The following is a 26,192-nucleotide window of genomic DNA, read 5'->3' on the forward strand; positions in this document are numbered from 1 at the left end:
GACCGCTCGGTCTGAACGGCCGGGCTCAGCCCGAGTGGTGGCGCCCGATCGGCAGCACCAGCGGCGTCCGCGAGACCGGGTCCTCGATCACGCGCGACTCCATCCCGAACACCGCGCGCACCGTCTCCGGCGTCACCACCTCGGCGGGCGTGCCCGAGGCGTACAGGGCTCCGTCGCGCACGGCGACGAGGTGGTCGGCGTAGCGGGCGGCGAGGTTGAGGTCGTGCAGCACGATCACGATGGTCGTCCCGCGCGAGCGGTTGAGGTCGGTGAGCAGGTCGAGCACCTCGACCTGGTGCGACACGTCGAGGTAGGTCGTCGGCTCGTCCAGGAGGAGCACGTCGGTCCGCTGGGCGAGGGCCATCGCGATCCACACACGCTGGCGCTGCCCGCCCGAGAGCTCGTCCACGGGGCGGTCGGCGAGCTCGAGCGTGCCGGTGTCGCGCAGCGCCTCCTCGACGATCGCGTCGTCGTCCGATCCGGAGCCGCGGCCGAAGAGGCCCCGGTGCGGGTAGCGGCCCCGGGCGACCAGGTCCGAGACGGCGATCCCCTCCGGCGCGATCGGGGTCTGCGGCAGCAGCCCCACCTGCTGCGCTACCTGGCGCGTCGGGAGCCGGTGGATCGCGCGCCCGTCGAGCAGGACGCTCCCCGAGCGCGGGGTGATCAGCCGCGCCATCGCGCGCAGGAGCGTCGACTTGCCGCAGGCGTTCGCGCCGACGATCACCGTGATCCGGCCGGGCGGCACGGCGAGCGAGAGCCCGTCGACCACGACGCGCTCGTCGTAGGCGAGGGTGACCGCGTCGGCGGCGAGGGTGGGCGGGGCGTCGGTCACAGGGAGCCTCCGGAGCGGTTGCGGCGGGCGAGGAGCCAGAGCAGGAAGGGCGCGCCGAGGGCGCCGGTGACGACGCCGACCGGGAAGCGCGCGCCCGAGAACAGCGCGCCGACGACGTACTGGGCGAGCAGGTCGGCGGCGAGCACCACGACCGCGCCGACCAGGGCGGAGGGGATCAGCAGCGTGCGCGCGCTCGGCAGGATCCGCCGCGCGATCGGCCCCGAGACGAAGGCGACGAACGCGATCGGGCCGGTGGCGGCGGTCGCGACGGCCACGAGGCCGACTCCGACCGCGAGCAGGGCCAGCCGGCTGCGCCGCACGTCGAGCCCGAGCGCGGTCGCCGACTCGTCGCCGAGCTGCAGCACGCCGAGCCGGCCCGAGAGCAGCAGCGCCAGCGGCACCAGCACGAGCATCGTCAGCGCGAGCGGCGGGACGGAGGGCCAGGCGGCCGAGTTGAGGCTGCCGGTCAGCCAGCGCAGCGACTCCTGGACGTCCTCGAAGTCGGCGCGGGTCTGCACGTAGGCGATCACGCTCTGGAACATCGCCGCGACGCCGATGCCGATGAGGATCAGCCGCGCCCCGATCACTCCGCCGCCCTCGGCCAGCCCGGCGATGATCAGGGCGGTCGCGAGCCCGGCCGCGACCGCGATCACCGAGACCGCGCCGCCCGAGAGCCCGAAGAACGCGATCGCGACGACGGCCGCCGCGCTCGCCCCCGAGGTGATGCCGATGATGTCGGGGCTGGCGAGGGCGTTGCGCAGCATCGTCTGGAAGATCACGCCACCCATCCCGAAGCCCACGCCCACCAGGACGGCCGTGATCGTGCGCGGCAGCCGCAGCGTGCCCACGGTGAAGGAGGCGCCCGGCACGGTCTCGCCGAGGATCACGCGGACGACCTCCGGCACCGAGTAGACCGTGCTGCCGACCGTGAGCGAGACGACGACGAGCGCCAGCGCGAGCACCGCGAGGACGGCGCAGCCGATGACCGTGCGCCGACGGCGCAGCGTGCGGCCGGCCGCGATGCCGACCGCGGCGGGCGCCTCCGCGGTCCTCACAGCGCCCGCACCTTCGAGCGGCGCACGATCGCGATGAGCACCGGGGCGCCGATCAGCGCGGTCACGATGCCCACCTCGACGTCGCTCGGCCGGGCGACCACGCGGCCGACCACGTCGGCGACGAGCAGCAGCAGGGCGCCGAGCAGAGCGGAGGAGGGCAGCAGCCAGGCGTGCGCGGGGCCGGTGACGCGGCGGGCGAGGTGCGGGACGACGAGGCCGATGAATCCGATCGGTCCGGCGATCGCGGTCGCGGCGCCGCAGAGCAGCACGGCCGCGAGCCCCGCGACCAGGCGGATGCGCCCCACGCGCCGGCCGAGGCCGGTCGCCAGGTCGTCGCCGAGCGCCAGGGCGTCGAGCCCCCGCGCGCTGGACAGAGCCAGCACCGCGCCGACCGCGAGGAACGGGAGGACCTGCAGGATGCTCGCGGTCTCGGCGCCGCCGACTCCGCCGACCTGCCAGAAGCGGAAGCGGTTCAGCGTGGTCTCCTGCGTGAGCAGGACCGCGCTGATGAGGGAGGTGAGCGCGGCGGCGGTGGCGGCTCCGGCGAGGGCGAGCTTCAGCGGAGTGGCGCCCTCGCGGCCGAGCGACGCGACCGCGTAGACGAACGCCCCGGCGGCGGCGGCTCCGAGGAACGCGAGCCAGATGAACTGCGGCAGGCTCGTCGCGCCGACCCCGGCGATCCCGAGCACGACCGCGAGCGAGGCGCCGGAGTTGAGGCCGAGGATGCCCGGATCGGCGAGCGGGTTGCGGGTCAGGCCCTGCATCACGGCTCCGGCGAGCCCGAGCGCGGCGCCGACCAGGATCGCGAGGACCGTCCGCGGCACCCGCCCCTGCACCGCCGCGTCGACGATGGACGCCGGATCGGGCGAGGTCAGCGCCGGCCAGACCTCGCCGAGCGGGATCTCGCGGGAGCCGTACACGAGCGAGAGGACCGAGGCGACGGCCAGCGCGACGAGGGCGACCGCCAGCGCGGTCGCCCTCGTCTTCCGGGTGGGTGCGGTGCGGGTCACGACACCTTGTCGGCGGCCGCGGCGAGGCCGGCGGTGTACTCGTCGAGCACCCACGGGATGCTGAGCAGGTTCGGCGACGAGGTGGCCATGGCGGCGGAGGAGCCGTCCTCCAGCACGTAGACGGAGCCGCGCTCGACGGCCGGGATCTTGGAGAGCAGCGGGTCGGCCTGCAGTGCGGCGAGGGTCGTGTCGTCGCCGTAGACGACGAGCACGTCGGCGTCGAGCTGGTCGGCGTTCTCGGAGCTGATGGTGCCGCTGAACGCCTCCGAGTCGCCGGAGAGCTCGGCGACGCTCGGGGCGACGTCGAGCCCGAGGTCCTCGACGAACTTCACGCGCGCGTCGTTCGGCGTGTAGTAGGTGAAGGTGCTCGCGTCGGTCGGGTCGTACCAGCCGTACATGAACGTGGTGCCCGCGAGCTGCGGGTAGGACGCGGTGGTCTGCGTGATGTCGCTCTCGATCTCGCCGACCTTCGCGACGGCCTCGTCCTCGAGGCCCAGCGCGGCGCCGTCGAGCTTCGCGGAGTCCTGCCAGGTCGTGCCCCAGGGCAGGCCCGGGTAGGCGACGGTGGGGGCGATCTGGCTGAGGGTGTCGTAGTCCTGCCGGGTGATGCCGGAGTAGGCCGAGAGGATCACGGTCGGGCTGAGGTCCGAGATCGCCTCGAAGGGCACGCCGTCGGTCTCGTCGAACAGGGTCGGGGTCTCGGCGCCGGAGGCGTCGAGCGCCTCCTTCGTCCACACCAGCAGGCCGTCGCCGTCCTCGTCGCCGTAGGAGGCGCGGGTGAAGCCGACCGGGGTCACGCCCAGCGCGAGCGCCACGTCCTGATTGGTCCAGCTCGTCGCGACGACGCGGTCGGCCGACTCGACGGTGGTGCTGCCGAAGGCGTGGTCGACGGTGACGGGGAAGCCCTCGCTGCTCTCGGCGGCGCTGCTCTCGGACGTGCCCTCGGAGCCGGCGTCGGCTCCTCCCGAGCAGGCGGTGAGCAGCAGCGCGGCGAGGCCGAGCGAGGCGACGGCGGTCAGGCGGAGGGGGGTGCGAGTGGCGGGCACGGCGATCCTTCGAAGGGGGTGGTGTGGGTTGCGAAGGTTAACCTAACCTAACCGCCTGGACGGGGCCAGTGGCCGGGCGGATCAGCGGACGGCTCGCACAGCCACCACCGCATCCATCCGTCGTCCGCGGCCCGTGCCCGCCGCGGGGACGGGCCGCTGCTGACGGATCGATCGCGGGTGCGGCCCAGCGGGAGCATCGTTAGCGTGGAGGTCCGCGCCGATCGCCGGCGCCGAGGGGAGCCCCATGGATCAGACCGTCGAGATCGACGCCCGGGCGGAGGCCCTGCGCGCCGACCCCGAGAGCTTCGCCGCGATGGACGCGCTCTGGCGCAGCGTCTACGCCCTGCCGATGTGGTGCTTCATCGCGCGGGGGCCGGACGACGCGCCCACCCCCTTCGTCGGCGGCCTGGAGTCGGGGCCGATGGTCTTCGCCTTCACCACGGGGGAGCGCGCCCGCGCCGGGGCGCTGCACGCCGGCCTCTCCGACGAGGACGCGTCGCGCGTGCTGAAGGTGCCGATGCCGGCCGCGCTCGAGTGGATCGCGGCGATGGGATCCTCCGGAGTCGCGGGAGTGGTCTTCGACCTGCCCCGCTTCGGGTACTTCGCGCCCCTCCAGAACCTGCTGCCGATGCGCGACTTCATGGCGGCGAACCCGCCGGCCTGAGCCCCGCCCCGTCGAGACCAGCGGATCCGCCGATACCAGCTGATCCGCCGGTTGTCGCCGCCCCGAACTGGTCACTGGACGACACCCGAGGATGGTGGGCCGGAGGCGCGCCCGTCCTCCGAGGACGAGGCCGGGAGACGCCGATGGGGAAGCTGCACTACGACGGATCGGTCGAGATCGACGTCGAGGACCGGGTGCTCGCCCACCTGCAGATCGTCCTCACCGCGAAGCTGCGCCGGGGGGAGTCGTGCCTGCTCACCTGGCGCGACGAGAACGGGATGAGCGACGGCCGCAGCGCGATCTGGCTGCACCCCTCGCACACGCTCCGCTACACCTACGCCGGCGGCCGCATGCCCCGCATCAACCCCGCCTGGATCTCGGCGCTCACCGATCTCGCGAACTCCGCCGGCGGCCTCCGCTTCGTCCCCGAGCCGCCGGAGCCCGTGCATCCCCCCGGCGGGAGCCCTCGCCGGTGACCGGCGGCCGGCCCCGTGCCCGGCCTCGGGCTCAGCAGCCGGAGTCGGCGGCGTCCGCGTCGAGCGCCGCCGCGGTGCCGAGCGCGATCAGCGACTGATCCGTCGCGACCGCGACCCTCGGGAAGCCGAGCGCTCGCAGCAGCCCGGCGCGCTCGCGGTCGCCCGCGTAGGCCCCGGCGCCCTTGCCCGCGCGCCGGGCCGCCGCGGCGATCCTCGGCAGCGGGTCGTCCGGTCCGTCCGCGGCGAGCAGGTCGGACAGGTCCCGTCCGAGGCCGATCGCGAGGTCGAACGGGCCGACGAAGACTCCGCTCACGCCCGGCACCGCGAGAATCCGATCGACGGCGTCGAGGCCGGCCTGCGTCTCGATCATGACCCAGAGCGCGGTGCGCGCCTCTGCGGCCGACGGGGGAGCGGCGCCCCAGAGATCGGACATCGGCCCCCAGCTGCGGCGACCGAGCGGCGGGTAGTGCGCGGCGCGGACGGCCGCGAGCGCCTCCTCGACCGTCTCGATCATCGGGACGACGACGACGTCCGCTCCGGCGTCGAGCGCCCTGCCGATCAGCGCGTCGGAGAGCCCGGCGACCCGGACGCCGACGGGCGGCCTCCCGCTCACGACGCCGAGCGCGCGAAGGGAGGCGAGGACCGCGGCGTCGTCGAACGCGCCGTGCTGCGCGTCCAGGCACAGCCACGCGGGCCCGCCGCGAGCGATCTGCGCGACCGTCAGCGGCTCCCCGAGCCGGCACCACACCCCGTCGGCCCGACCGTCACCGAGAACCCGTTCCGCATCCACGGGTCCGATCCTCGCGCACGGAGCGCCGCCTAGGCGAGGACCGCCAGCGCCGTCGACAGGATCCCGAGGACGACGCCCGCCCCGAGCAGGATCAGGCCGGTCAGGCGCAGCGCCCGCACCGCGTCGCTCCACCGGTGCAGGCGGATGCGGTGCGGATCCTCCTCGCGGTAGTGCACCTCCCGCTGGTCCGACCGCGTCGGCGTCAGCGGGTCCCCGGCGGACAGCGGACGCGACCGGACCTCGCCGGCCCGGGTCACCCAGTGCAGCGCGAGGGGCGGACCCTCCTCGAGGTAGGCGGTCGTCGTCAGCCAGCGTCCGTCGATCAGCGCCGCGACGAACGCGGCGAGCAGGAACAGCACGCCGAGGGGGAGGGTGACCAGCGAGAGGGCCTCGGAGATCGTCTCCAGCATGCAGCGTCCCTCCGACCGGATCCGGTGCTGAGCGTACCGAGTCGGCGGCCGGAGCGTCCGCAGTGGGACGCGCCCCGCCGCCGAGCCCGCGGGCCTCAGCCCCAGGCGACCTCGAGGTCGACGACGAACGTCACTCCGAAGCGATCGCGCAGCATCCCGTAGAGGGGCGACCAGGCCGCCGGGGCCAGGGGCACGACGACCGCCGCCCCCTCCGAGAGGCCGTCCCAGAGGCGGTGCAGCTCGTCGGCGTCGGAGCCGCGCAGCGACACGAACACCGGGATCGTGCCCGGGTCGTAAGCCGTGTGCGCGGGGACGTCGTACGCCATGACGCGGAAGCCGGCCTCGGAGACGACCTGGCCCCACATCAGCTGGTCGGCCTCGTCGGGCGCGGTGACAGCGTTCGCGTCCGCGTAGGACATCGCGTCGACCCGGCCTCCCGTGACCGAGGCGTAGAACTCCAGTGCCTCGCGGGCCTGTCCGCGGAAGTTGAGGTGGGTCGTCGTGGTGATGCTCATGGTGCGCTCCTCGCAGTCGTGCCGGGTCGATCACCCGGTGCCCCGACGCTCCCAGGAGAAGAGGACGGTGACGGTCCTCTTCTCGGAATGCCCTCGGGACGTGCCCACGACGACCGAGCGGCTCCTCCTGCTCCTCTCCCTCCTGCAGACCCGCCGCGACTGGCCGGGCGGAGTGCTCGCCGAGCGCCTGGGGATCGCGCCGCGCACGGTGCGTCGCGACGTCGACCGACTCCGCACGATGGGCTACCGGATCGACGCGGCGAAGGGCCCCGACGGCGGGTACCGGCTCGAGGCCGGCGCCGAGCTCCCGCCGCTGCTCTTCGACGACGAGCAGGTGCTCGCCCTCACCGCCGCCCTGCGCGCGCCGATCACGGGGCTCGAGGAGGCGTCGGCCCGTGCGCTGGCGACGGTGCGGCAGGTCCTGCCCGCCCGGCTCCGGCCCCGAGCGGATGCGCTGCGCTTCACGGTCGCGGCGGCGCCGGCTCCCGCGGTCCCCTCGGAGCGGCTGGTCGCGGTCGCGGCGGCCGTCCGGACCTGCGAGGTGCTCCGCTTCGCGTACGCGGAGGCGGTGCGCCGCGTCGAGCCCCACCACCTGGTCGCGCGTCAGGGCCGCTGGTACCTCATCGGCTTCGACCTCGACCGCGACGACTGGCGGGTGTTCCGCGTCGACCGGCTCGAGCCGCGGTCACCCCGCGGTGCCCGCTTCCGCCGCCGGGCGCTGCCGGTCCGGAGTCCCGCCGAGTTCCTGGAGGCGCGGTTCCGCGGCGGAGCGCCCGGGGAGGGGTGGCCGTGCCGAGGCTCGGTGGTGCTGGAGGCGCCCGCCGCCGAGGTCCTGCCCTACGCGGGCGACGGGGAGGTGGAGGACCTCGGCGACGCGGGCTGCCGACTCGCCCTCGGCGCCTGGTCGTGGGAGGCGCTCGCCGCGTCGTTCGGCCGGTTCGACGCTCCGATGGCCGGGGCCGAGCCGCCCGAGCTGGCCGCCGCGTTCCGCGTGCTCGCGGAGCGGTACGCCGCGGCGGGAGCCTGACCGGACCGCGGCGGCCGTCCGGCGCCGCTACTTCACCGAGTACCGGGCGCTCCCCGTGCTGCCGTCCGCCGTCGTGACCGTCAGCGTCCAGCAGGTGCCCCGCTTCGCGGGCACCGTCCACGCCTTCACGTAGCGGTTCGTCGCGGTGTCGTAGCGGAGGCGTCCGGTCAGGGTGGTCGTCGGCGCTCCGGTGAGGACGGCGCCGGCGGTGCAGGAGGTCTGCCTCTGCGTGACGCTGCGCACGTCGGCGAGGGCGGAGTGGCGGAACGTTCCCGCGGAGGACGTCGAGGTCACCTGGAACGTCATGCCGGTCGCGGCTCCGGCGGCCACGCTCTTCACCGAGGTGCTGAGCCCGCCGATCGTCCACGGGGTCACGGTGTAGGACGCGGTGAGGGTCGAGACGTTGCCCGCCCGGTCGGTCGCGGTCGCCCGGTACACGTGCGGTCCGACGGAGCGGCCGCCGCCCGTGATCACGCAGTCGCCGGTGAGGCCCGAGAGCGCGTCGTCCGCGAGACAGCGCGCCTCCGGGAGCACGGTGCCGAAGGGGTAGGACCCCTCGGGCCTCGACGTGAACGAGAGCTGCGGCTTCGTGGTGTCGATGGCGATGCCGCTGCGGGTCGTCGTGGCGCGGTTGCCCGCGTTGTCGACGGCGGTGCCGGTGACGCTCTGGCCGGGGCCCTCGCGCAGGATCCGCGCGGGGGTGCAGCTGCGGATCCCGGAGCCGCTGCCGTCGGCGCAGGAGAAGCCGACGGAGACGGGGGAGCGGAACCAGCCCGCGGCGTTCGGAGCCGTCGGCGCGGTCGTCGCGACGATGGTGGGGACGCCGGTGTCGACGATCCGGTAGGTCGCGGCGGCGGTCGTGGTCAGTCCTCCGGGGTCGGTCCAGGTGCAGGTCGCCGTGCGGGTGCCGAGGCCGTTCACGAGCGTGCCGGTGACGACGGCCTCCTCGCTGAACGTTCCGCTCTCCGCATCCGTGATCGCGCAGGCGGCCCTCGGCTCCGAGCCCTTCTCGTAGGAGGCGCCGTCGGTGGCGGAGGCGACCGTCACGACGGGCGGGGTGTTCGCGGGGACCACGGTGACCGTGTGCGGCACGCCGGCCGTGGTGCCGTACGCGTTCCGCGCGCTCACCGTGAAGGTGGAGTCGCCTGCGGTGGTCGGCCTGCCCGAGACGACGCCCTCCGGCGAGAGGGCCACCCCCGCGGGAAGGGCGCCGGACGAGACCTCGAAGGTCGCAGCCGGGCCGGACGCCGTGAAGGTCGCGGAGTAGCGGGTCCCGGTCTTGACGAGCGTCTCGGCGGTGTCGGCGGTGAGGGTCGGCAGCGGGCCGATCGCGAAGGCGTGGTTGAAGCCGACCGCGATGCCGGTGGCGCCGGTGATCCCGGCCGGGACGTCCAGCTCCGTGTCGCCGTCGGGGTGCAGGGAGACGACGGTGCCGTCGGACGTCAGCAGGACGCTGAAGCCGATGCCGGCGGCGATCGCGGTGATGCCGCCGAGATCGGCGGGGACCCGCGGCAAGCCGGAGTCGACGGGGTCGCCCCAGGTGACGACGGTGCCGTCCCGCTCCAGGGCGAGGCTGTGGGAGTAGCTGACCGAGACGGCGACGACGTCCCGGAGGCCCGCCGGGGCGGTGTACGCGCCCCTGTCGTCGCCGCCCCACGCCACGACCGTCCCGTCGGCGCGCAGCGCGAGGCTGTTCCAGCCGCCCGCGGCGATCGCGACCACTCCGGAGAGACCCGCCGGCACGTCGGTCGCTCCGAACTGATCCGAGCCCCAGGCCGCCACGGTCCCGTCGCCCCGCAGAGCGAGGGTGTGGTAGCTGCCCGCGGCGACGGCGGTCACGCCGCCGAGTCCGGCCGGGACGTCGGTCTGGCCCTGACGGTCGTCGCCCCACGCGACGACCGTCCCCTCCATCGTGAGGGCGATGCTGTGGAGGTACCCGGTCGAGATCGCGGTCACCTCGCGGAGCCCGGCCGGCACGTCCCGCTCGCCCTCCAGATCCGCTCCCCAGGCCTCGACGGTGCCGTCGGTGTGGAGCGCGAGGGTGTGGCTGTAGCTGCTCGCGACGTCCGTGAGGTCGGACATGCCCGCCGGCACGTCCCACTCCCCGTTGAGGTAGCGCCCCCAGGCGGCGACGCCGTTGGCGAGGTGGTCGTTCCCGACCGGCACCGGGTCCGGCTCGGCGGAGGCGAGGGGGGCCGCAGTGCCGGCGAGCAGCGCGACGGTCGCGGTCAGAGCGAGCAGAGTGCGGCGCAGGCCCGCGGCGGTGCGGGCGGGGCGCGGAGAAGCGGGGTCGGTCACGGGCTCACGCTAGGGCCGGCTCTCCTCCGCGGCGGGGGCGGGGGCGCCCTGTAGCGGACATGTCCTCTAGAGGGCGGAGCGCCGCTCCTCCAGGGCGGAGCCCGTCCCCTCCAGGGCGGAGCCTGGCCCCTCGAGGCCCGCGGCGGAAGGGCTTGCCCGGATCCGCGGCGGGGGATTGGCTGGAGGACAGGAGAGAGAGGTGTCACCATGACGCAGACCTTCCCCGCCTGGTTGCGGGATCAGCAGAAGAGGGACGACGAGGTCGGCCGCTTCGCGCAGGCCTTCGGCGGTCGCGACGACCTGCCCGAGCACGGCGGCCGCGCGATCTACGACGGCTACTTCGCCAGCGAGCCCGAGTCGGCGCAGGCCGATCTGGACCGCGCCTGGATGGAGTTCGAGGCGCACCCCGAGCCGTCCGCCACGTCCGACGAGCCGGAGGGACTCCGATGAGCGACCAGACCCCGAGCCCCGTCGAGGACCCGGACGACCAGTCCGACAAGCCGTCGCAGGCCGAGGGCGAGGACGAGCGCGACACCCCGCACGAGGTCCTGCCCGCCGAGGGCAAGCCCTCGAAGGCCGAGGGCTGAGCCGACGCACTGAGCCGACGCACTCCCCGGAGGGGCGCATCCTGCAGAGGGTGCGCCCCTCCGTCGCGTCAGCGCCCGGTGACCGCCAGCAGCTCGTGCGCCGCGGCGCTGTCCGGGTTGCGGGAGAGCACGCGCTCCAGATCGCGCCGAGCCGGAGCCGTGCGCCCGTCCGAGAGGAGCGTGCTCGCGCGCTCGAGCAGCGCCTCCGCCCGCAGCTCCACGGGCCGCGCACTGGTGACGGTCGGGCGCACCACCCGGTCGAACGCCTCGAGGGCGCCCTCGATCACGCCGAGCTCGCGAAGAGCGACGCCGCGGCGGATGAGCACCGCAGCGGAGGCGGCGTCCACGTTCTCGACGGGCGCCGAGAACTCGGCCACGTCGCTCCAGCGGCGGCGGGCGGAGTAGAGGGAGGCGAGCGTCGACGCCGCGAGGTCGACGGCTCCAGGGTCTCGACCGCCACGACCGCTGCAGCCGGATCCATCGGTGCTGCGAGCTCGGCGTAGAGCAGGCGCAGCGCCGGGGCGTCGAGCGGCACCTCCACGTCGAGGCCGCCGCTCAGCGGCAGGCGGACGGTCAGCGCGATCCCGTAGCGGCGGAGGAAGGAGTCGGCCGACGGGTCGTAGCGGATGCGCACCAGCCAGCCGGTGAGCCGCAGAGCGCGATCGTCGTCCGCGGAGTGCAGGGCGTCGCGGACGAGCTCGACGACGGCCGCGAGGCGCGAGCCCTCGGGGGAGCCGGTGGTCGCCTCATGCAGGTCCTCCGCCGGCGCCCCGGCGCGCACGAGCCGGAGCAGGGGCGCCTCCCACGCCGGAGCGAGGGCGGAGGGGCGCACGAGACCCGGCCCGCCGGGCATGCTGAGCCAACCGGACAGCCGGGAGCGGTGGTCCTCGGGGGAGAGCGGGTCGCCGGCCGCCCGGAGCCGGGGGCGCGCGAGGGCACGGAGCTCACCGCTCCGCCGGAAGCCGACTGCCACGGCCGATCCCCCTCCGCGTGCGGCGGCGGCTGAGGACCGTCGATCCGCCGAGTCTACGGCGTCGCCCCCCGCCGTCACCCCCGAACGGGGAGCGACGCGCTGGCGGCGATCCCCCGCCTCCCGTCGTCGCCCCCCGGCGCTGTCAGGCGCCGATCGAGCCCGCCGTGCGCTGCGGCATCACGTCGGGCTTCTCTGCGGTGCTCGCGATCGTCACGACCGCCTTCTCCTCGTTCGAGCGGAGCACGGCGTCCATGATCTCGAGCACGTGCAGGGCCACGCGGCCGGAGGCGCGGTGCGGGCGGTCCTCCGCGATCGCCTCCGCGAGGTCGGCCAGTCCCACTCCGCGACCGGTGTCGATCACGCCGGCGGAGTCGGGGACGACCCGCCAGTCCTCGTCGCGGACGGCGACCTCGACCGGGTCCGAGAACATGTTCGGATCCGGGACCGAGATGGTGCCCTCGGTGCCGTAGACCTCGAACTTCGGGGCCTGGCTGCGCCAGACCTCGAAGCTCACGGTGACGGTGGTGGCGACTCCGCTCGCGTGCTCGAGCAGCGCGGTGATGTGCGTGTCGATCGTCACCTCGATCGGCGTGCCCGCCTTCGGCCCGGTCTCGATCGTGCGCGGGCGGTCGGAGCGGGTGGCCAGGCCCGTGACGCGGACGACCGGCCCGAAGAAGTGCACGAGCGCCGTCAGGTAGTACGGGCCCATGTCCAGCAGCGGGCCGCCGCCGGGCTGGTAGTAGAACTCGGGCGCCGGGTGCCAGCGCTCGTGGCCGGGAGCGGCCCAGTGCACCTGCGCGGCGATCGGGGTGCCGATCGCGCCGGAGTCGAGGGTGAGGCGCGCGGTCTGCACGCCGGTCCCGAGCACCGTGTCCGGGGCGCTCGCGAAGCGCAGGCCCAGCTCGTCCGCGAGGTCGAGCATCGGCGCGGCCTCGGCCGGGTTCAGCCCGAGCGGCTTCTCGGCGAAGACGTGCTTGCCCGCCTTCAGGGCGCGGGTGCCGATCTCGACGTGCGCCGCCGGGATCGTGAGGTTCAGCACCGCGTCGATCTCCGGGTCGTCGATCAGCGCGTCGACGGTGAGGGCGCGGACGCCCTGCTCGTCGGCGACCTGCTGCGCCCGCTCCTGGTTCAGGTCGGCGACCGCGACGAGGCGGAGGCCGGGGAAGGTCGGGAGGTTCGCGAGGTACTGCTCGCTGATCTTCCCGACGCCGATGATGCCGACTCTCAGCGGGACGCCCACAGCATTCCCCTCTCGATGATCGTGCGGACGTTGTCGTCCTGGAGGATCTCGACGCGGTGGCCCGGCGTCGAGACGAAGATGCGGCCCTCGCCCCAGAGGCGGGTCCAGATCGCGGGGGAGGTGATGGGGCGCTTCCACGGGTCCCACGGGCGGACGGCCTGCGTGGTCGTGGCGAGCACGTCGTTGTAGTCGTCGTGCAGCACCCAGTACTGCTCCGTGACCAGCTCGAAGTCGGTGATGCCCTGCGTGATCGGGTGGTCGGCGGCGAGGGCCGTCATCTCGATCGTGTGCGGCATGTAGTTGTCCGACTGCTCGCCGGTGCGCTCGTCCGGGTGCTTGCCGGGGTGCGAGGCGAACTGGCCGCCGATCAGCTGCAGGTAGTCGGAGTTGTCGCGGTAGGAGTCGGCGATCCCGCCGTGCCAGCCGGCGAGGCCCGTGCCGCGCTCGACCGCCGCGCGGAGGCCCAGGAACTCCTCCCACTGGATGGAGGTCATCGTGTTCGACTGCACGATCAGGTCGACCGTCCGCATGTAGGCCTCATCGGCGTACACGGCGGTCGACTCCTCGACGCGCACGTCGTAGCCGTTGTCGCGGAGGAACGGCAGGAACAGCTCGGTCGCCTCGACCGGTTGGTGGCCGTCCCAGCCCCCTCGGACGACGAGGGCCGTCTTGCCGGGAGTGGTCGGGGAGTGGTCGGTCATCGTCGTCCTCACGTGCGGGCGGATCGCTCCGCGGTTCGTCATCGAACAGGACTTGCGCAACTTCTATGCGGGAGCCCCGGCGTCCGACCATCATGCACCGCGGTTCCCGGCGGAGCAAGCCGTCCTGGCGCAGGGCTAGTTGCGAAAGTCGGTATCCGCTACGGTGGGCACATGCCCGACCACGACGACGTCTCCGGAGCGACCACCCGCCCGACCATGGCGCTGATCGCCGAGCGCGCCGGGACGAGCGTCCCCACCGTCTCGAAGGTGCTCAACGGCGGCACCGACGTCTCGGAGGCGACCCGTCTGCGCGTGATGGAGGCGGCGCACGCGCTCGGCTACCGCCGCCGACCGCGCCTGCGCCCGCCGGTCGAGGATCCGCACTCCGCCCAGATCGTCGACGTCGTCGTCGGCCACATCGGCGGCACCTGGATCGGACCGGTCCTCGAGGGGATCGAGGCCGAGGCCTCCGCCGCCGGGGTCGACCTGGTGCTCACCCGCGCCCGCGACGACGGCGCCTGGATCAGCCGCCTCCTCCGCCGCCCCTCGCTCGGCGCCATCGTGGTGCTGGTCAACGTCTCGGCCGCGCAGCTGCACCTGCTGACCACCGCCGAGCTGCCCGTCGTCGTCGTCGACCCCAGCACGCGGCCGCCGGCCGACGTCGCGAGCGTCGGCGCGACCAACTGGGACGGGGGCCGCATGGCCGCCGAGCACCTCCTCGACGCCGGCCACACCCGCTTCGGCGTCCTCGGCGGCACCCGCACCCAGCTCTACAGCAGCGCCCGGATCGACGGCTTCACCACCGCGCTCCGCGCCGCCGGGGTCGAGGATCCGCGCGTCGCCTACTGCGACTGGGACCGCGAGCTGGCCCGCGAGGCCGCCGGGCTGATGCTCGCCGAGCCGGACGCGCCGACCGCCTTCTTCGCCTGCTCCGACGTGATGGCGCTCGGCGTCTACGAGGCCGCCGACGACGCCGGCCTCCGCATCCCGCGAGACCTCAGCGTCATCGGCTTCGACGACGTCGAGGAGTCGGCCTGGGCGACCCCGCCGATGACCACGATCCAGCAGCCCATCGGCGAGATGGGCGCCATCGCCTTCCGGATGCTGCACCAGGCGCACCGGTCCGCGACCCCGCTCGCCTCGGGAGCCTCGGCCACCCGCATGGAGCTCGAGACGCGGCTGATCCGCCGCGCCTCCGTCGCGCCCGTGCGCGTCTAGCGCCGCCCGCTCGCCCTCCCACCCCGCCCCCTCGGGATCGATGCGTCACGAACGGCCCCTCTCCCGCGCCCGTGACGACCGTTCGTGACGCATCGACCCCGGTGGGCGCCGCGGTCCCGCAGCCCCGACCCTCAGTGCCCCGCGCCGAGGTTCCCGGCGAGGCGGCCGTGCATCCGGGTGGAGGCGTCGTTCATGCCCGCGATCACGGCGCGGGTGCCGTGGCGCTCGTACTTGGTCGTGACGGCGTCCAGCGCGGCGACGGTCGAGGCGTCCCAGATGTGGGAGCCGGAGAGGTCGATCACGACGTGCGCAGGGTCCTCCGCGTAGGAGAACTGCGTGGTGAGGTCGTTGCTGGAGGCGAAGAACAGCTCGCCGGTGACCGTGTAGTGGGCCGTCGATCCGTCGGCCGAGAGGGTGCGCTCGACGGTGGCGAAGTGGGCGACCCGGCGGGCGAAGACGACCATGGCGGCCAGGACGCCGATGACGACTCCGATCGCCAGGTTGTGGGTGAGGACGACCACGACGACCGTGGCGATCATGACGACCGTCTCGCCCACGGGCATCCGCTTCAGGGTCGACGGGCGGATGCTGTGCCAGTCGAAGGTCGCCACCGAGACCATCACCATCACCGCGACCAGCGCGGCCATCGGGATGATCGCGACGAGGTCGCCGAGCGCGACGACGAGGATCAGGAGGAACACGCCGGCGAGGAAGGTCGAGATGCGGGTGCGCGCGCCGGACGCCTTCACGTTGATCATCGTCTGGCCGATCATCGCGCAGCCGCCCATGCCGCCGAACAGGCCGGAGAGCACGTTCGCGGCGCCCTGCCCGAGCGACTCGCGGGTCTTGCGGGAGGGGGTGTCGGTGATGTCGTCGACGAGCTTCGCGGTCATCAGCGACTCCAGGAGTCCGACGAGCGCCATCGCGACGGCGTACGGCGCGATGGTCGTGAAGGTCTCCCAGGTCAGCGGTACGTTCGGCAGGAACAGCTCGGGGAGGCTGCGGGGCAGCTCGCCCTGATCGCCCACGGTGGGGACGGCGACCGCCGTCACGACGACCGCCGCGGTGATGAGGACGATGGCGACGAGAGGCGCCGGAACGGCCTTCGTCAGGCGCGGCATCACGACCATGATCACGATGCCGACGGCGACCAGCGGGTAGACCAGCCAGGGCACGCCGATCAGGTTGGGGATCTGCGCCGAGAAGATCAGGATCGCCAGCGCGTTCACGAATCCGACCATCACGCTGCGGGGGATGAAGCGCATGAGCTTCGCCACTCCGAGCAGCCCGAGCACGATCTGGAACACGCCCGCGAGGATCACCGTCGCGATGAAGTAGTCCATCCCGTAGTCGCGGGCGACGGGGGCGATCACGAGGGCGACGGCGCCCGTGGCGGCGGTGATCATCGCGGGGCGTCCGCCGAGGAACGCGATCGACACGGCCATCACGAACGACGAGAAGAGGCCGACCCGCGGATCCACGCCCGCGATGATCGAGAACGAGATCGCCTCGGGGATGAGCGCGAGCGCGACCACGAGGCCGGCGAGGACCTCGCGGGTCAGGATGCGGGGGGTGCGCAGCGCCGTCATCACGGTGGGCTCGGCGTGCGGGCGGGCAGGGGTCTTCGAGGCGAGGGCCATCGCGGCGGCTCCAGGGAGTGGGAGGGGTGCTCGACGAGGAGCGCGGAGGGCTGCGGCATCGGGTCGGCGGAAGCGGGCGGGGATGCCAAGCTTGCAGAGGCGTGTCAGCAGCACGGGCAACCCTACCCTCACGTAAGGGTAGATCTGAAGGGGTGAGCAGGATCGGCACCATGCACATCGGCGAGCTCGCCGAGCGGACCGGCCTCTCGCTCCGGACCCTGCGCCACTACGACGAGATCGGCCTCGTGAAGGCGTCCGGCCGCACCGAGGGCGGCTTCCGCCTCTACACGTCCACCGACTACGACCGCCTGATCCTCATCCGCCGCATGAAGCCGCTCGGCTTCTCGCTGGAGGAGATGGCCGCGCTGCTCCGCGTGATCGACACCCTCGAGGCCGAGGGCGACGACGCGCCGGCCGAGGTCCGCGCGCAGCTCGACGCCTTCGTCGCGCAGGCCCGCAAGCGCCGCGAGGCGCTGAGCGCCCAGCTCGCGATGGCCGACGAGTTCGTCGAGCTGCTCACCAGCCGCTGAGCCCGGCCGCCTGCGCGATCGATGCGTCGCGAACGGCTCCCACGCGGCTCCGATGACGACCCTTCGCGACGCATCGGATCCTCGGGAGCGCGGGAGAGCCGCTCAGGTCGCGCTCGCGTCGGGGAGCTGCTCCGGGCAATCGCCGCCCGGCTCGGTGGCGAGCTCGAAGTGCCAGATCTCGTTCGCGTAGATCTGGCAGAGGCCGTAGTCGGTGCCGTGCTGCGCGAGCCGGCTGTCCGCGTCCGTGTAGCCGATGTCGACCGCGCCGCCGGTGAGGTGGGCGGAGGAGGTGACGGATGCGACGCGGCGGCCGCGGCCCGACGGCGGCCGTCAGCCGCGCGGGCCGCGGGCCAGCAGGGCGTGCAGCAGCGGCAGCGCCGACGCGATCATCAGCACCGTGCCGAAGCCGCTGTCGTCCGGGCGCACGACGGCGCCGGCGATCAGCAGTCCCGCGAACAGCACGGCCGAGATCACGCGGCGGACGGTGCCCTCGAGCCGGTTCAGCCGGCGCTCGATGGTGGGGACGGTGACCGCGAGCTCGCCGTCGTCGAGGGTCGTGACGAGCTCGTCGAGCCGGCGCGGCAGGCGCCAGATCAGGCCGAGCGTGTCGACGGCCTGCTTGCCGACGTCCTGCACGACGGAGCCGCGCTCCTCGCGGATCAGCTGCTGCGCGTAGGGCTCGACCGAGTCCCACAGGTTGAAGGCCGGGTCGAGCGCGCTGCAGACGCCCGAGGTCAGCGACATCGCGCGGATGACGAGCAGGAAGTTCTCGGGGAGCTGGAACGGCAGCGCGCGCACGACGTCGCCGAACTGCACGGCGAAGTCGCGGAACTCGCGCGGATCCACCTCCCGCAGCTCGGCGAAGCCCATGCCGCCGAAGCGGGCGAAGAGCTGCGTGAGCGCCCGCTCCAGCTCGCGGGAGTCGGCCGAGGGGAGGAGGACGCCGACCGCGCGGGCCGCGTCGACGAGCCCCTTGCCGTCGCGGGAGGCGGCGGCGATCAGCATCCGGCGCAGGCCCGCGCGGGTGCTCGGCGGCACCTCGCCCATCATCCCGAAGTCGATGAAGGTGAGGCGCCAGGGCAGCTCGCCCCCGGGGGTCGGCGTGACGAAGACGTTGCCGGGGTGCGGATCCGCGTGGAAGTAGCCGTTGGTGAAGAGCTGGTCGAACATCACGGCCGCGAAGACCGGAGCGACCTCCCGCGGGTCGATCCCGGCGGCCAGCAGCGCGGCGTGGTCGGTGATCTTGATCGCGGTGACGTCCTCGAGCGTGAGGACCTTGCGGGTCGAGCGCTCCCAGACCACGTCCGGGACGGCCACCCGGGCGTCGCCCGCGAAGTCGGCGGCGAAGCGGACGGAGTTGGCCGCCTCCTGCAGGTAGTCGATCTCCTCGAGGCTGGTGACCGCGAACTCCTCGACGAGCGCCGGGGCGTCGACGCGGTCCGAGACCAGGCGAACGTGACTGAGCCAGCCGCCGACGCGGCGCAGAGCCGCGAGGTCGACCTCGACGATCTGGTCGATGCCCGGCCGCTGCACCTTCATGATGGCGGCGGAGTAGCCGGTGTCCCCGGCGTCGACGGAGGAGAGCCGGGCGCGGTGGGCCTGGCCGAGCGAGGCGGCGGCGACGGGCGACTCGTCCACTCCGGCGTAGGCACGCTCGAGCGGCAGCCCGAGCTCGGACTCGGCCAGCGCCCGGATCCGCGGGAACGGGACGGGCGGGACCTCGTCCTGCAGCCCCTCCAGCTCGCGCGTGATCTCGGGCGGCAGCACGTCCAGGCGCGACGACATGAACTGGCCGACCTTGATCATCAGGCCGCCGAGGTCGACCGCGAGCACGTGGAAGCTGCGGGCGAAGCGGCGCATCCGGCCGGGCCGGGTGCGGAGCGCGACGCGCGTGAGCCCCACCCGCGGCAGGAGCAGGTCGAAGAACCAGGTGACCGCGAGATGCCACGCGGCGAAGCGGAGGATCCGGCGGTAGCGCCGCCGGTCCTCCCGCTCTCGGTGGCCCGGGGCGGCAGGACCCGGGCTGACCGAGGCCACCCGGGTCAGTCCTGCGCGAGGATCGCGTACAGGCGGCGGCGCACGTCCTCGAGTTCGGCGACGGCCTTGCGGATCTGCTCAGGGGTGCCCGAGCGTCCGACCTGGGCCGCGGCCTGGGCGAGCTCGAGGCCCGCCTTGGGCAGGGCGCCGAAGTCGACGTGGTCGGAGTCGTTCCACGGGGTCGAGGTGCCGTGCTCGGCGACCGTCGCGCGGCCGGCGTCGGTCAGCGTGTAGGTCTTGCGGCCGTTCTGCTCGTCGGCCATGATGAGGCCCTCGTCCGCGAGGAGCTGGAGGGTCGGGTAGACGGAGCCGGGGCTCGGCTTCCAGTCGCCTCCGCTGCGCTCCTCGATCTCGCGGATGATCTGGTAGCCGTGCATGGGCTGCTCGGCGAGGAGCGCGAGCACCGCGGTGCGCACGTCCCCGCGGCCGACCCGGGAGCCGACGCGCTTCTCCATGCGGGAGCGGGCCTGCTCCATCGCGCGCCAGATGCTCTCGATGGGCGTGCCGGTGCCGAACGCGCCGGTCGATGACGATCCGTTCATGATGACCTCCTGTTTCTCCGAACGATACTCAGCGATATGGGTGGCGACTGTGAACGACTGCCGCGTCGGCTCAGAGCTTCGCGAGCTTCGCCCGGGCGACGAGGAACAGCCCGTACATCACCAGTCCCGCGCTGACGAGGGTCAGGGCGATCGTGCCGTACGGAGGGACGTCGAGGAAGCGGATGGCCCCGTCGAGCCCGGTCGCCTGGCGGGCGTCGCCGGTCAGCGCCGCGACCACGAAGATCCCGCCGGCCAGGCCCAGAGCGAGCCCCTTCGTGATGTAGCCGGTCGCGCCGAGGATCAGCACTGCCGTCCCCGTCGGGCCCTCGGGGATGCGGACGAGCTTGCGGAAGCCGCGCCGGATCCCGATCGCGACGAAGCCGATCCCGCTGCCCAGCACGATCCCGCCGACGATCACGAGGATCACGACGCCGACCGTGCTCGTCAGCAGCTCGGTGTTGATGCGGCGGATCGTGGCCGAGGAGCTCGTCGAGCCGCCGAGCGCGAAGACGAGCGTGGTGCCCGCGAGCGTGAGCGAGGCGAAGCCCTTGCCCGACTCGACGATCCGGCGGCCCAGGCGGGCGGGGAGCCCCGGCGCGGAGGAGCGCCCGCCGAGGGAGAGCTGCCAGAGCCCGAGCGCGACCAGCCCGACCAGCGCAGCCCAGACCACCACGAGCCCGACGGGGGAGTCGGCCATGCGCCCGATCGCTCCGGACGCGTCCGCCTCCCGCGAGGTCTCGTCGCTGACCGCGACGCGCAGGGCGAGGCCGCCGATCAGGAGGTGGATCAGTCCGTTGACGGCGAAGCCCGTGCGGGCGAGGCGCCGGAAGCGCCGGGTCCGGACTCCGGCGCGCGGCGACGGCACGCTCGCAGTGGACATCGCGCAACCCTCTCATCCCCGGCGCCTCCTGACCCGCCGACGCGCGCGTGGCAACCCTCTCCCCGGCCCGGGTGCCCACGTCGTGTGATGGAGGTGCGGTGCGGTTCGCGCCGCAGCAGGACGAGAGAAGGAACCCCATGCGTGCACGCCGACGTCGCGCGGGCGGTCGCCGAGGGCCGAGGCGGGGCGGACGTCCCGGACCGGTCCCGGGCAGGGGAGGGCGGCGACGATGACCGGAGCGACGCTCCTGGTCCGCCGCCCGTCGAGCCCGGCCTCGCGGGTGCTGGTGCTCCACGCGACTGCGGTCGAGCTGGAGCTGCTGGTGGCCGCGCTGCTCGGGCTCGCCGAGGAGACGCCGTGCCTGGACGTGCGGGTGGCGGCGAGGTCGCGGGCGGCGCTCCTGCTGGCGACCGTCGATCCGGAGGCGGTGCTGCCGCTGGCCGAGGCGCGGCGGGTCCGCGTCGAACTCCGCCGCGAGCGCGAGGAGCTGGAGCGCGGCGGGATCGGGTGCCGGCACGTCGTCGAGGCGCGGGCAGGCCGTCGGTAGCTCCGGAGCGGGTCCCATCGGCCGCCGGCCTCGTGACGAAGTCCTGACGGAGGTCGTCCACCGCCGATGTGCACCGCGCCGTCCCGCCCCCGTCAGCAGCAGCCGCAGGCCTCGGAGTCCTCGCTCGTCAGCGCGGAGATCGGCGTCGTGCAGGACTCGCCGCGCCAGGCCTCCAGGCCCTCGCGGACGGCGACCGCGGCGATCACGAGGCCGGCGACGGGGTCGGCCCACGTCCATCCGAGCGTGCTGTTCAGCAGCAGGCCCACCAGGACGGCGGCGGAGAGGTACGAGCAGAGGAGCGTCTGCTTCGAGTCCGCGACGGCCGAGGCCGAGCCGAGCTCGCGGCCGGTCCGGCGCTCGAGCAGGGAGAACGCGGGCATCACCAGCAGGCTGACGGCGGCCAGCACGATGCCGACGGGGGAGTGCTGGGCCTCCGAGAATCCGAGCAGCGCCCGGACCGAGTCGACGGCGACGAACGCGGCCAGGCCGAGGAACGAGACGGCGATCACCCGCAGCGCGGTGCGCTCGCGCGCCTCCGGATCGCGGCCCGAGAACTGCCAGGCGACGGCCGCGGCGGAGAGCACCTCCACCACGGAGTCGAGGCCGAAGGCGACGAGCGCGGTGGACGAGGCGACCGTCCCGGCGGCGAGGGCCACGATCGCCTCCACCACGTTGTAGCCGATGGTAGCGCCGACGATCCAGCGGATGCGCCTCTGCAGCACGCGGCGGCGGGCGGGGAGGAGCGGAGCGCGCAGGGCGCTCATGCGCAGCGGCAGTCGTCGCCGGAGCAGCAGTCCGGATCGACGACCAGGGCCAGGCGGAGCAGGTGGTCGAGCGCCCCGGCGATCCGGGTCTCGGCCAGCCGGTACCAGGTGTACCGGCCGTCCTTCACGGCCTCCACCAGCCCGCATCCGCGGAGGCACGCGAGCTGATTCGACATCACCTGCCGCGAGACCCCGAGCGCGTCCGCGAGGTCGGAGGGGACGGCCGGAGCCTCGCGCAGCGCGAGCAGGATCCGGGACCGGGTCTCGTCCGCCAGGGCGGATCCGAGGCGCGCGAGAGCAGCGGAGTGGGTGAGGGTCGCGGTGGCGGGCACGGGAGCGACGGTACACGCGATCCTGTATTGAGCGCGAGGGCGGTGGTCTCTCCTCGAACGTGCGAGGTCCCTTCCTGCTCCCCCCGTCGGGTGGGCGGACGGGCCGCACTGCCGCGGATCCCCGGGGCCGGCCTCCACGGCGCGCCCCGTGCGGCCCGCGCGCCGTGCCAGGATCCCCTTGATCGCGGCGCCCGTCCGCCGCTCCGCCGCTCGGTCTCCTGGAAGGGCCACGGACCCGCCTTGCTCGATGCCACGACCCTCCGCGTCGCCTTCGGGGTCACCGCCCTCACCCTCTTCCTGCTGTTCGCGCTGGTCACCTACCGGTCGACGCGCTCGTCCTTCAGCTTCTGGTGGTGCACGGCGCTCGCGCTGTTCATGGGCGGCTCGCTCGCCTACCTCCGCGACGGCACGGCCGACCAGGTGTGGGCGAATCCGCTCGGCAACGGGCTCATCGTGGCCGGCGCCGCCGCGGTCTGGGCGGCGAGCCGCTCCCTCCGCGGCCGGCCGACGCCGTGGTGGCTGGTGGTCGCTCCGATCGTGGTGGTGACGGGCGTGTCCAGCCTCGACTCTCCCGCCGTCAACGACTGGTCGGGAGGGCCGCTCTACCTCGCGTCGATGGCGCTCCTCATCGGCCTGTCGACCCGCGAGATCGCGCTGCTCGGCGCCGGGCGCTCGCGCACGCGCTGGCCGCTGCTGCTGAGCTCCGGCGCCCTCTCCCTCTACTACGCGCTCCGGTCCGCCGTGTTCCTGGCCGCGGGGCTGCGCAGCGAGCTGTTCGCGACCTGGTTCGGGACCCCGACCACCACGCTGATCACGCTGGTGCTGCTGGTCGTGGTGTCGTTCAGCATGGCGTCGCTCAGCGGCGAGCAGGTCGCGCAGATGCTCACCGCCGGCGCCGCCCGCTCGCGGCAGGAGCTCGCCGACGGCGAGAGGGTGCAGCGGCGGCTCGAGCCCCGCTCGGTCCTGGATCTCCCGGGCTACGACGTCGCCGGCGCCTGCGTGCCCAGCGGGACGGTGAGCGGCGACTTCTTCGACTGGCGCTGCACGCCCGACGGGCTCGCCGTCACCGTCGCCGACGTGATGGGCAAGGGGGTCGGCGCCGCGATGATCGCCGCCACGGTCCGCGCCGCTCTGCGCGTCACTCCTCCCGCCCTCGGCCCCGCGGCGACGATGGCGCTCATCGACCGGGTCGTCGAGCCGGATCTGTCGGCGAACGACGCGTTCGTCACGCTCCTCCACCTGCGGCTCGGCGCCTCGACCGACGACATCGCGCTCGTCGACGCCGGGCACGGACTCGGGATCGTCTGCCGCGCCGACGGCTCGCGCGAGCGCATCCCCTCCGCCCACCTGCCGCTCGGCCTCCTCGGCACGCAGGAGTGGGAGCCGACCGGCCTCCGGCTCCACCCCGGCGACCTGCTGCTGATCTGCAGCGACGGCGTGCTGGACCTCTTCGACGGCTCCCTCGCCGCCCTCGACCGGGTGGCCGACGCGGCCGTCGCCGCCCCGGCGACCGCCGCCGCCGCGGTCGCCGGCGTCACCCGCCTGGCGGCCGAGGGGCTGCTGGCGGACGACGTGACCGTGGTCGCGATCCGGTGGACCTCGGGGAGCTGACCCGGCCTCAGCCCCGCCCCGCCTGCAGCCGGAGCCCGGCCAGCAGCAGGTCGAGGCCGGAGCGGAACACGTCGAGGTCGTCGTGCGTCGCCATGACGTCGGCCGCGTGGTGGCCGAAGGGGAACTCCTCCGGATCGAGGGCGCGCCAGCGGTCGGCCAGGTGCTCGAGGAACTCGCCCCTCTCCATCCCGCTCTCGAGGAACTCGCGGGGCGGCGGCTGCGCCAGGTCGGCCGCGACTCCGACGACGTAGCTGACGATGGACGACACGGCGTGGAACCGCTGCCGGGGCGTCAGGTCGAGAGCCATGAGCTGCTGCCCGAGGCGCTCGTACATCGCCATCGAGTTGGGCTGCACCCCGGTCGTGCGGAGCATGTAGAGGCCGAACCAGGGTCGGCGGACGCACTCGTCGAAGAGGGCCAGTGCGACGGCGCGGACGTTGTCGATCGGGTCCGGCCCGTGGGTGAGCGGCTCGCTGTCTGCGAGGACCCGACCCATGACCTCGTCGGTCGCCCGCTCCAGCAGCTCGTCGCGGCTGCCGACGTACCAGTAGATGCTCGCCACACCGCCGCCGAGTCGGGCCGCGAGCGCGCGGAACGTGAGGGCCGACTCCCCGGACTCGTCGAGGATCGCGATCGCCTCGGCCAGCACGGTGTCGAGCGAGTGCGACGCTCGGCGGCGGCCCCGGGCGGGGGAGGGCGCGGCAGCGGTCTCCGTCTGGCGATCTGCAGGCATGGCTTGCATCTTACCGAACGGCGTTCCATACTATCGAACGCCGTACGAGAGCCGAACGGCGTTCGATAGGAAGGCGCCTCGATGTCCGCTCCGACGACCACCTCCGCCGAGTCCCGCGCTCACACCTCCCTCCGCTCCGCGGCACTCCCGCTCGCCGCTCTCTGCCTCGCGTTCTTCGTCGAGATGGTCGACAACACGCTGCTCTCGATCGCCCTCCCGACGATCGGACGCTCACTCGACGGGTCGACCGCCGGACTGCAGTGGGTGACCGGTGCCTACTCCCTGACCTTCGGCGGGCTGCTGCTGACAGCCGGGTCCGCCGCCGACCGGTTCGGCCGCCGCCGCGTCCTCCTCACCGGCCTCGCCGCGTTCGGGCTGATCAGCCTCGCCGTCGTCCTCGTCACCGACATCGGCCAGCTGATCGCCCTCCGCGCGGCGCTCGGCTGCGCCGCGGCCGCCATGGCGCCCGTCACGATGTCGCTGGTGTTCCGGCTCTTCGACGACGAGAGGCTCCGCATGCGGTCGATCACGATCGTGATGATCGTCGGGATGTCCGGCATGGTCCTCGGCCCCCTCCTCGGCGGCTCGATCCTCAGCACCGTCAGCTGGCAGTGGCTGCTCGTCGTCAACGCCCCGATCGCGCTGCTGGTCTGGATCGGCGTGCGCCTCGGAGTCCCCGCGGACCAGCGCGCCGACCTCACCTCCGGTCGGCTCGACCTGCCGGGGACCGCCCTCACCGTCGCCGCGGTGGGGCTCGGCTGCTACACGCTCACCAGCGGAGTCGAGAACGGCTGGCTGTCGCTCCTCACGATCGCCTGCGCCGCGGGCACCGTCGCCGCCGTCGCGGGATTCGCCGTCCGCGAGCGCCGCGCCGTCTCGCCCATGATCGACCTCGCGATCTTCCGCGCCGGCCCCGCGCGGGGAGCGGCGCTCACGCAGCTCGGCGCCTCGGTCGCCTTCGCGAGCGTCCTGTTCGGCCTGATCCTGCACTTCCAGTACGCCTACGGCTGGAGCCCGGTGCGCGCCGGCCTCGCGAACCTGCCCGTCATCGTCACGATGCTCGCCGCCACTCCGGTCACCGAGCGCCTCGCCGCGAAGCTGGGGCACCGCGCGGCCTGCCTGATCGGCACCGGGCTCCTGGTCGGCGCGCTGCTCGGGATGTCCTGGGCGGTGGACCGGGGCTACCTCGCGATCGCCGTGATGATGGTCGTGATGACGGTGGGCCTGCGGACGATCATGACCATCTGCGCCGTCGCCCTCGTCGAGGCGATGCCCGCGAACCGCACCTCGATCGGTGCGGCGCTCAACGACACGGCCCAGGAGATCGGCACCAGCATCGGCACGGCCGTCGTCGGCACGCTGATCGCCGCACTGGTGGCGACCACCCTCCCGGCGGGCGCGTGGAGCGCGGACCTCGTCCGGAGCTTCTTCGCGGGTGAGCGGGTCGCTTTCCTGGTCGTGGCGGTCCTCGTCGGCGTGATCGCGACGATCGGCTCGCTGTCCCTCAGCGACTCCCGCTCCACCGAGGAGCCGGCGGCGGCCTAGTCCATCGGGTCGCGCCGGGCGTCCTCGAGGTCGGCGATGTCCGTGTACTCGAGGAAGTCCAGCGGAGGGATGTCCGTCATCTCCTCGCTCCACGAGGGACGGGCCGGCTGCATGCGGCGCGTCTCGAGCTCGATGTGGGCGATGACCTCCGCGGAGCGCCGGACGCTCAGGGCAGGACGGTTGACAGCC

The 26,192-nt window shown here is 73.8% G+C and carries 29 protein-coding genes; 10 read left to right on the forward strand and 19 right to left on the reverse strand.

The window, feature by feature from the left end; translation table 11 throughout:
- Positions 1-25: 25 nt before the first annotated feature.
- The 4 genes from C5C74_RS09190 to C5C74_RS09205 are packed head-to-tail and all read right to left on the reverse strand — an operon-like array spanning position 26 to position 3,943.
- Positions 26-832: an ABC transporter ATP-binding protein gene (locus tag C5C74_RS09190; protein WP_104224308.1), complete on the reverse strand. Its 807-nt coding sequence runs from the start codon at positions 830-832 to the stop codon at positions 26-28.
- Complete coding sequence (locus C5C74_RS09195) at positions 829-1,887, reverse strand: iron chelate uptake ABC transporter family permease subunit (protein WP_104238784.1); 1,059 nt, start codon at positions 1,885-1,887, stop codon at positions 829-831. Before C5C74_RS09195 ends, C5C74_RS09190 begins: the two co-directional genes overlap by 4 nt.
- On the reverse strand, positions 1,884-2,897 hold the full coding sequence (locus tag C5C74_RS09200; protein WP_104224306.1) for an iron ABC transporter permease: 1,014 nt from the start codon (positions 2,895-2,897) through the stop codon (positions 1,884-1,886). The genes C5C74_RS09195 and C5C74_RS09200 overlap by 4 nt, the downstream gene beginning before the upstream one ends.
- Positions 2,894-3,943 carry an iron-siderophore ABC transporter substrate-binding protein gene (locus C5C74_RS09205; protein WP_181027213.1) on the reverse strand — a complete coding sequence of 350 codons (1,050 nt, stop codon included), beginning with the start codon at positions 3,941-3,943 and terminating at the stop codon, positions 2,894-2,896. Before C5C74_RS09205 ends, C5C74_RS09200 begins: the two co-directional genes overlap by 4 nt.
- 244 nt (positions 3,944-4,187) lie before the next feature.
- On the opposite strand from C5C74_RS09205, the gene C5C74_RS09210 reads away from it, so the two are divergent.
- Entirely contained in the window at positions 4,188-4,607 is a 420-nt protein-coding gene (locus C5C74_RS09210) for a hypothetical protein (RefSeq protein ID WP_104224305.1), read from the forward strand.
- 143 nt (positions 4,608-4,750) lie between these two features.
- Positions 4,751-5,083, forward strand: coding sequence for an ATP-dependent DNA ligase (locus C5C74_RS09215; protein WP_104263292.1), 333 nt, complete (start codon positions 4,751-4,753; stop codon positions 5,081-5,083).
- A gap of 31 nt (positions 5,084-5,114) precedes the next feature.
- Here C5C74_RS09215 and C5C74_RS17400 read toward each other — a convergent pair whose 3' ends face one another.
- The 3 genes from C5C74_RS17400 to C5C74_RS09225 form a co-directional block, all read right to left on the reverse strand.
- The gene (locus C5C74_RS17400; protein WP_181027211.1) at positions 5,115-5,873 is read right to left on the reverse strand and encodes an HpcH/HpaI aldolase/citrate lyase family protein; all 759 of its coding nucleotides are present in this window, start codon (positions 5,871-5,873) and stop codon (positions 5,115-5,117) included.
- A 29-nt stretch (positions 5,874-5,902) separates the two neighbouring features.
- Positions 5,903-6,283 (reverse strand): hypothetical protein, encoded by a 381-nt coding sequence (locus C5C74_RS17405; protein ID WP_104267914.1) that lies wholly within the window; start codon positions 6,281-6,283, stop codon positions 5,903-5,905.
- A 95-nt stretch (positions 6,284-6,378) separates the two neighbouring features.
- A complete protein-coding gene (locus C5C74_RS09225; protein ID WP_104224302.1) occupies positions 6,379-6,798 on the reverse strand; it encodes a VOC family protein in 420 nt (139 codons plus the stop codon).
- A 100-nt stretch (positions 6,799-6,898) separates the two neighbouring features.
- On the opposite strand from C5C74_RS09225, the gene C5C74_RS09230 reads away from it, so the two are divergent.
- The gene (locus C5C74_RS09230; protein WP_104351386.1) at positions 6,899-7,825 is read left to right on the forward strand and encodes a YafY family protein; all 927 of its coding nucleotides are present in this window, start codon (positions 6,899-6,901) and stop codon (positions 7,823-7,825) included.
- A 27-nt stretch (positions 7,826-7,852) separates the two neighbouring features.
- Here the strand turns inward: C5C74_RS09230 and C5C74_RS09235 are convergent, their stop codons facing one another.
- Positions 7,853-10,123 (reverse strand): PxKF domain-containing protein, encoded by a 2,271-nt coding sequence (locus C5C74_RS09235; RefSeq protein ID WP_104351387.1) that lies wholly within the window; start codon positions 10,121-10,123, stop codon positions 7,853-7,855.
- Positions 10,124-10,330: 207 nt separating this feature from the next.
- Here C5C74_RS09235 and C5C74_RS09240 point away from each other — a divergent pair, with 207 nt between their 5' ends.
- Both C5C74_RS09240 and C5C74_RS17410 read left to right on the forward strand, forming a co-directional pair.
- Positions 10,331-10,573: a hypothetical protein gene (locus C5C74_RS09240; protein ID WP_104227148.1), complete on the forward strand. Its 243-nt coding sequence runs from the start codon at positions 10,331-10,333 to the stop codon at positions 10,571-10,573.
- A complete protein-coding gene (locus tag C5C74_RS17410; protein ID WP_159940045.1) occupies positions 10,570-10,710 on the forward strand; it encodes a hypothetical protein in 141 nt (46 codons plus the stop codon). The genes C5C74_RS09240 and C5C74_RS17410 overlap by 4 nt, the downstream gene beginning before the upstream one ends.
- A 68-nt stretch (positions 10,711-10,778) precedes the next feature.
- On the opposite strand, the gene C5C74_RS09245 is transcribed toward C5C74_RS17410, so the two are convergent.
- The 4 genes from C5C74_RS09245 to C5C74_RS09260 all read right to left on the reverse strand — a co-directional run bounded on the left by C5C74_RS09245 (position 10,779) and on the right by C5C74_RS09260 (position 13,624).
- Complete coding sequence (locus C5C74_RS09245) at positions 10,779-11,087, reverse strand: tetratricopeptide repeat protein (RefSeq protein ID WP_104351388.1); 309 nt, start codon at positions 11,085-11,087, stop codon at positions 10,779-10,781.
- Positions 10,994-11,683, reverse strand: a complete 690-nt coding sequence (locus C5C74_RS09250; protein WP_104351389.1) for a hypothetical protein — start codon at positions 11,681-11,683, stop codon at positions 10,994-10,996. The genes C5C74_RS09245 and C5C74_RS09250 overlap by 94 nt, the downstream gene beginning before the upstream one ends.
- Before the next feature lie 142 nt (positions 11,684-11,825).
- Positions 11,826-12,923 (reverse strand): Gfo/Idh/MocA family protein, encoded by a 1,098-nt coding sequence (locus C5C74_RS09255; RefSeq protein ID WP_104351390.1) that lies wholly within the window; start codon positions 12,921-12,923, stop codon positions 11,826-11,828.
- The gene (locus C5C74_RS09260) at positions 12,908-13,624 is read right to left on the reverse strand and encodes a ThuA domain-containing protein (protein WP_104227162.1); all 717 of its coding nucleotides are present in this window, start codon (positions 13,622-13,624) and stop codon (positions 12,908-12,910) included. The genes C5C74_RS09255 and C5C74_RS09260 overlap by 16 nt, the downstream gene beginning before the upstream one ends.
- Positions 13,625-13,795: 171 nt before the next feature.
- Here C5C74_RS09260 and C5C74_RS09265 point away from each other — a divergent pair, with 171 nt between their 5' ends.
- Entirely contained in the window at positions 13,796-14,842 is a 1,047-nt protein-coding gene (locus C5C74_RS09265; protein ID WP_104224297.1) for a LacI family DNA-binding transcriptional regulator, read from the forward strand.
- A gap of 131 nt (positions 14,843-14,973) precedes the next feature.
- On the opposite strand, the gene C5C74_RS09270 is transcribed toward C5C74_RS09265, so the two are convergent.
- Positions 14,974-16,482 (reverse strand): SulP family inorganic anion transporter, encoded by a 1,509-nt coding sequence (locus tag C5C74_RS09270; protein ID WP_104351391.1) that lies wholly within the window; start codon positions 16,480-16,482, stop codon positions 14,974-14,976.
- Positions 16,483-16,652: 170 nt separating this feature from the next.
- On the opposite strand from C5C74_RS09270, the gene C5C74_RS09275 reads away from it, so the two are divergent.
- Positions 16,653-17,012, forward strand: a complete 360-nt coding sequence (locus tag C5C74_RS09275) for a MerR family DNA-binding transcriptional regulator (RefSeq protein WP_104351392.1) — start codon at positions 16,653-16,655, stop codon at positions 17,010-17,012.
- A gap of 330 nt (positions 17,013-17,342) precedes the next feature.
- Here C5C74_RS09275 and C5C74_RS09285 read toward each other — a convergent pair whose 3' ends face one another.
- From C5C74_RS09285 to C5C74_RS09295, 3 genes are all read right to left on the reverse strand, one after another.
- Entirely contained in the window at positions 17,343-19,049 is a 1,707-nt protein-coding gene (locus tag C5C74_RS09285) for an AarF/ABC1/UbiB kinase family protein (RefSeq protein WP_104351393.1), read from the reverse strand.
- A 5-nt stretch (positions 19,050-19,054) separates the two neighbouring features.
- Positions 19,055-19,591 carry a PadR family transcriptional regulator gene (locus C5C74_RS09290; RefSeq protein WP_104351394.1) on the reverse strand — a complete coding sequence of 179 codons (537 nt, stop codon included), beginning with the start codon at positions 19,589-19,591 and terminating at the stop codon, positions 19,055-19,057.
- 70 nt (positions 19,592-19,661) lie between these two features.
- The gene (locus C5C74_RS09295; RefSeq protein WP_104227140.1) at positions 19,662-20,471 is read right to left on the reverse strand and encodes a DUF1206 domain-containing protein; all 810 of its coding nucleotides are present in this window, start codon (positions 20,469-20,471) and stop codon (positions 19,662-19,664) included.
- Between the two features lie 229 nt (positions 20,472-20,700).
- Here C5C74_RS09295 and C5C74_RS09300 point away from each other — a divergent pair, with 229 nt between their 5' ends.
- A complete protein-coding gene (locus tag C5C74_RS09300; RefSeq protein ID WP_104351395.1) occupies positions 20,701-21,018 on the forward strand; it encodes a hypothetical protein in 318 nt (105 codons plus the stop codon).
- 92 nt (positions 21,019-21,110) lie between these two features.
- Here C5C74_RS09300 and C5C74_RS09305 read toward each other — a convergent pair whose 3' ends face one another.
- The gene (locus C5C74_RS09305) at positions 21,111-21,782 is read right to left on the reverse strand and encodes a cation diffusion facilitator family transporter (protein WP_104351396.1); all 672 of its coding nucleotides are present in this window, start codon (positions 21,780-21,782) and stop codon (positions 21,111-21,113) included.
- Positions 21,779-22,114 carry a helix-turn-helix transcriptional regulator gene (locus C5C74_RS09310; protein WP_104234042.1) on the reverse strand — a complete coding sequence of 112 codons (336 nt, stop codon included), beginning with the start codon at positions 22,112-22,114 and terminating at the stop codon, positions 21,779-21,781. The genes C5C74_RS09305 and C5C74_RS09310 overlap by 4 nt, the downstream gene beginning before the upstream one ends.
- A gap of 240 nt (positions 22,115-22,354) precedes the next feature.
- Between C5C74_RS09310 and C5C74_RS09315 the strand changes: the two genes are divergently transcribed.
- Positions 22,355-23,725, forward strand: a complete 1,371-nt coding sequence (locus C5C74_RS09315; protein WP_104351397.1) for a PP2C family protein-serine/threonine phosphatase — start codon at positions 22,355-22,357, stop codon at positions 23,723-23,725.
- Positions 23,726-23,732: 7 nt separating this feature from the next.
- Here C5C74_RS09315 and C5C74_RS09320 read toward each other — a convergent pair whose 3' ends face one another.
- On the reverse strand, positions 23,733-24,458 hold the full coding sequence (locus C5C74_RS09320) for a TetR/AcrR family transcriptional regulator (RefSeq protein ID WP_258064137.1): 726 nt from the start codon (positions 24,456-24,458) through the stop codon (positions 23,733-23,735).
- Positions 24,459-24,539: 81 nt separating this feature from the next.
- Between C5C74_RS09320 and C5C74_RS09325 the strand changes: the two genes are divergently transcribed.
- On the forward strand, positions 24,540-26,003 hold the full coding sequence (locus C5C74_RS09325) for an MFS transporter (RefSeq protein WP_104351399.1): 1,464 nt from the start codon (positions 24,540-24,542) through the stop codon (positions 26,001-26,003).
- The last annotated feature ends 189 nt before the right edge of the window (positions 26,004-26,192 follow it).

Origin of the sequence: Rathayibacter sp. AY1E8, from assembly GCF_002931415.1 — a bacterium.
In the GTDB taxonomy this organism is placed as follows: Bacteria; Actinomycetota; Actinomycetes; order Actinomycetales; family Microbacteriaceae; genus Rathayibacter.

What these genes read in the sequence shown, in the direction of transcription:
- C5C74_RS09210 (WP_104224305.1), top strand. Translation starts at nt 4,188, where the DNA reads ATGGATCAGACCGTCGAGATCGACGCCCGGGCGGAGGCCCTGCGCGCC.
- C5C74_RS09215 (WP_104263292.1), top strand. Translation starts at nt 4,751, where the DNA reads ATGGGGAAGCTGCACTACGACGGATCGGTCGAGATCGACGTCGAGGAC.
- C5C74_RS17405 (WP_104267914.1), bottom strand. Translation starts at nt 6,283, where the DNA reads ATGCTGGAGACGATCTCCGAGGCCCTCTCGCTGGTCACCCTCCCCCTC.
- C5C74_RS09225 (WP_104224302.1), bottom strand. Translation starts at nt 6,798, where the DNA reads ATGAGCATCACCACGACGACCCACCTCAACTTCCGCGGACAGGCCCGC.
- C5C74_RS09240 (WP_104227148.1), top strand. Translation starts at nt 10,331, where the DNA reads ATGACGCAGACCTTCCCCGCCTGGTTGCGGGATCAGCAGAAGAGGGAC.
- C5C74_RS17410 (WP_159940045.1), top strand. Translation starts at nt 10,570, where the DNA reads ATGAGCGACCAGACCCCGAGCCCCGTCGAGGACCCGGACGACCAGTCC.
- C5C74_RS09260 (WP_104227162.1), bottom strand. Translation starts at nt 13,624, where the DNA reads ATGACCGACCACTCCCCGACCACTCCCGGCAAGACGGCCCTCGTCGTC.
- C5C74_RS09265 (WP_104224297.1), top strand. Translation starts at nt 13,796, where the DNA reads ATGCCCGACCACGACGACGTCTCCGGAGCGACCACCCGCCCGACCATG.
- C5C74_RS09270 (WP_104351391.1), bottom strand. Translation starts at nt 16,482, where the DNA reads ATGGCCCTCGCCTCGAAGACCCCTGCCCGCCCGCACGCCGAGCCCACC.
- C5C74_RS09275 (WP_104351392.1), top strand. Translation starts at nt 16,653, where the DNA reads ATGCACATCGGCGAGCTCGCCGAGCGGACCGGCCTCTCGCTCCGGACC.
- C5C74_RS09290 (WP_104351394.1), bottom strand. Translation starts at nt 19,591, where the DNA reads ATGAACGGATCGTCATCGACCGGCGCGTTCGGCACCGGCACGCCCATC.
- C5C74_RS09295 (WP_104227140.1), bottom strand. Translation starts at nt 20,471, where the DNA reads ATGTCCACTGCGAGCGTGCCGTCGCCGCGCGCCGGAGTCCGGACCCGG.
- C5C74_RS09300 (WP_104351395.1), top strand. Translation starts at nt 20,701, where the DNA reads ATGACCGGAGCGACGCTCCTGGTCCGCCGCCCGTCGAGCCCGGCCTCG.
- C5C74_RS09305 (WP_104351396.1), bottom strand. Translation starts at nt 21,782, where the DNA reads ATGAGCGCCCTGCGCGCTCCGCTCCTCCCCGCCCGCCGCCGCGTGCTG.
- C5C74_RS09320 (WP_258064137.1), bottom strand. Translation starts at nt 24,458, where the DNA reads ATGCCTGCAGATCGCCAGACGGAGACCGCTGCCGCGCCCTCCCCCGCC.
- C5C74_RS09325 (WP_104351399.1), top strand. Translation starts at nt 24,540, where the DNA reads ATGTCCGCTCCGACGACCACCTCCGCCGAGTCCCGCGCTCACACCTCC.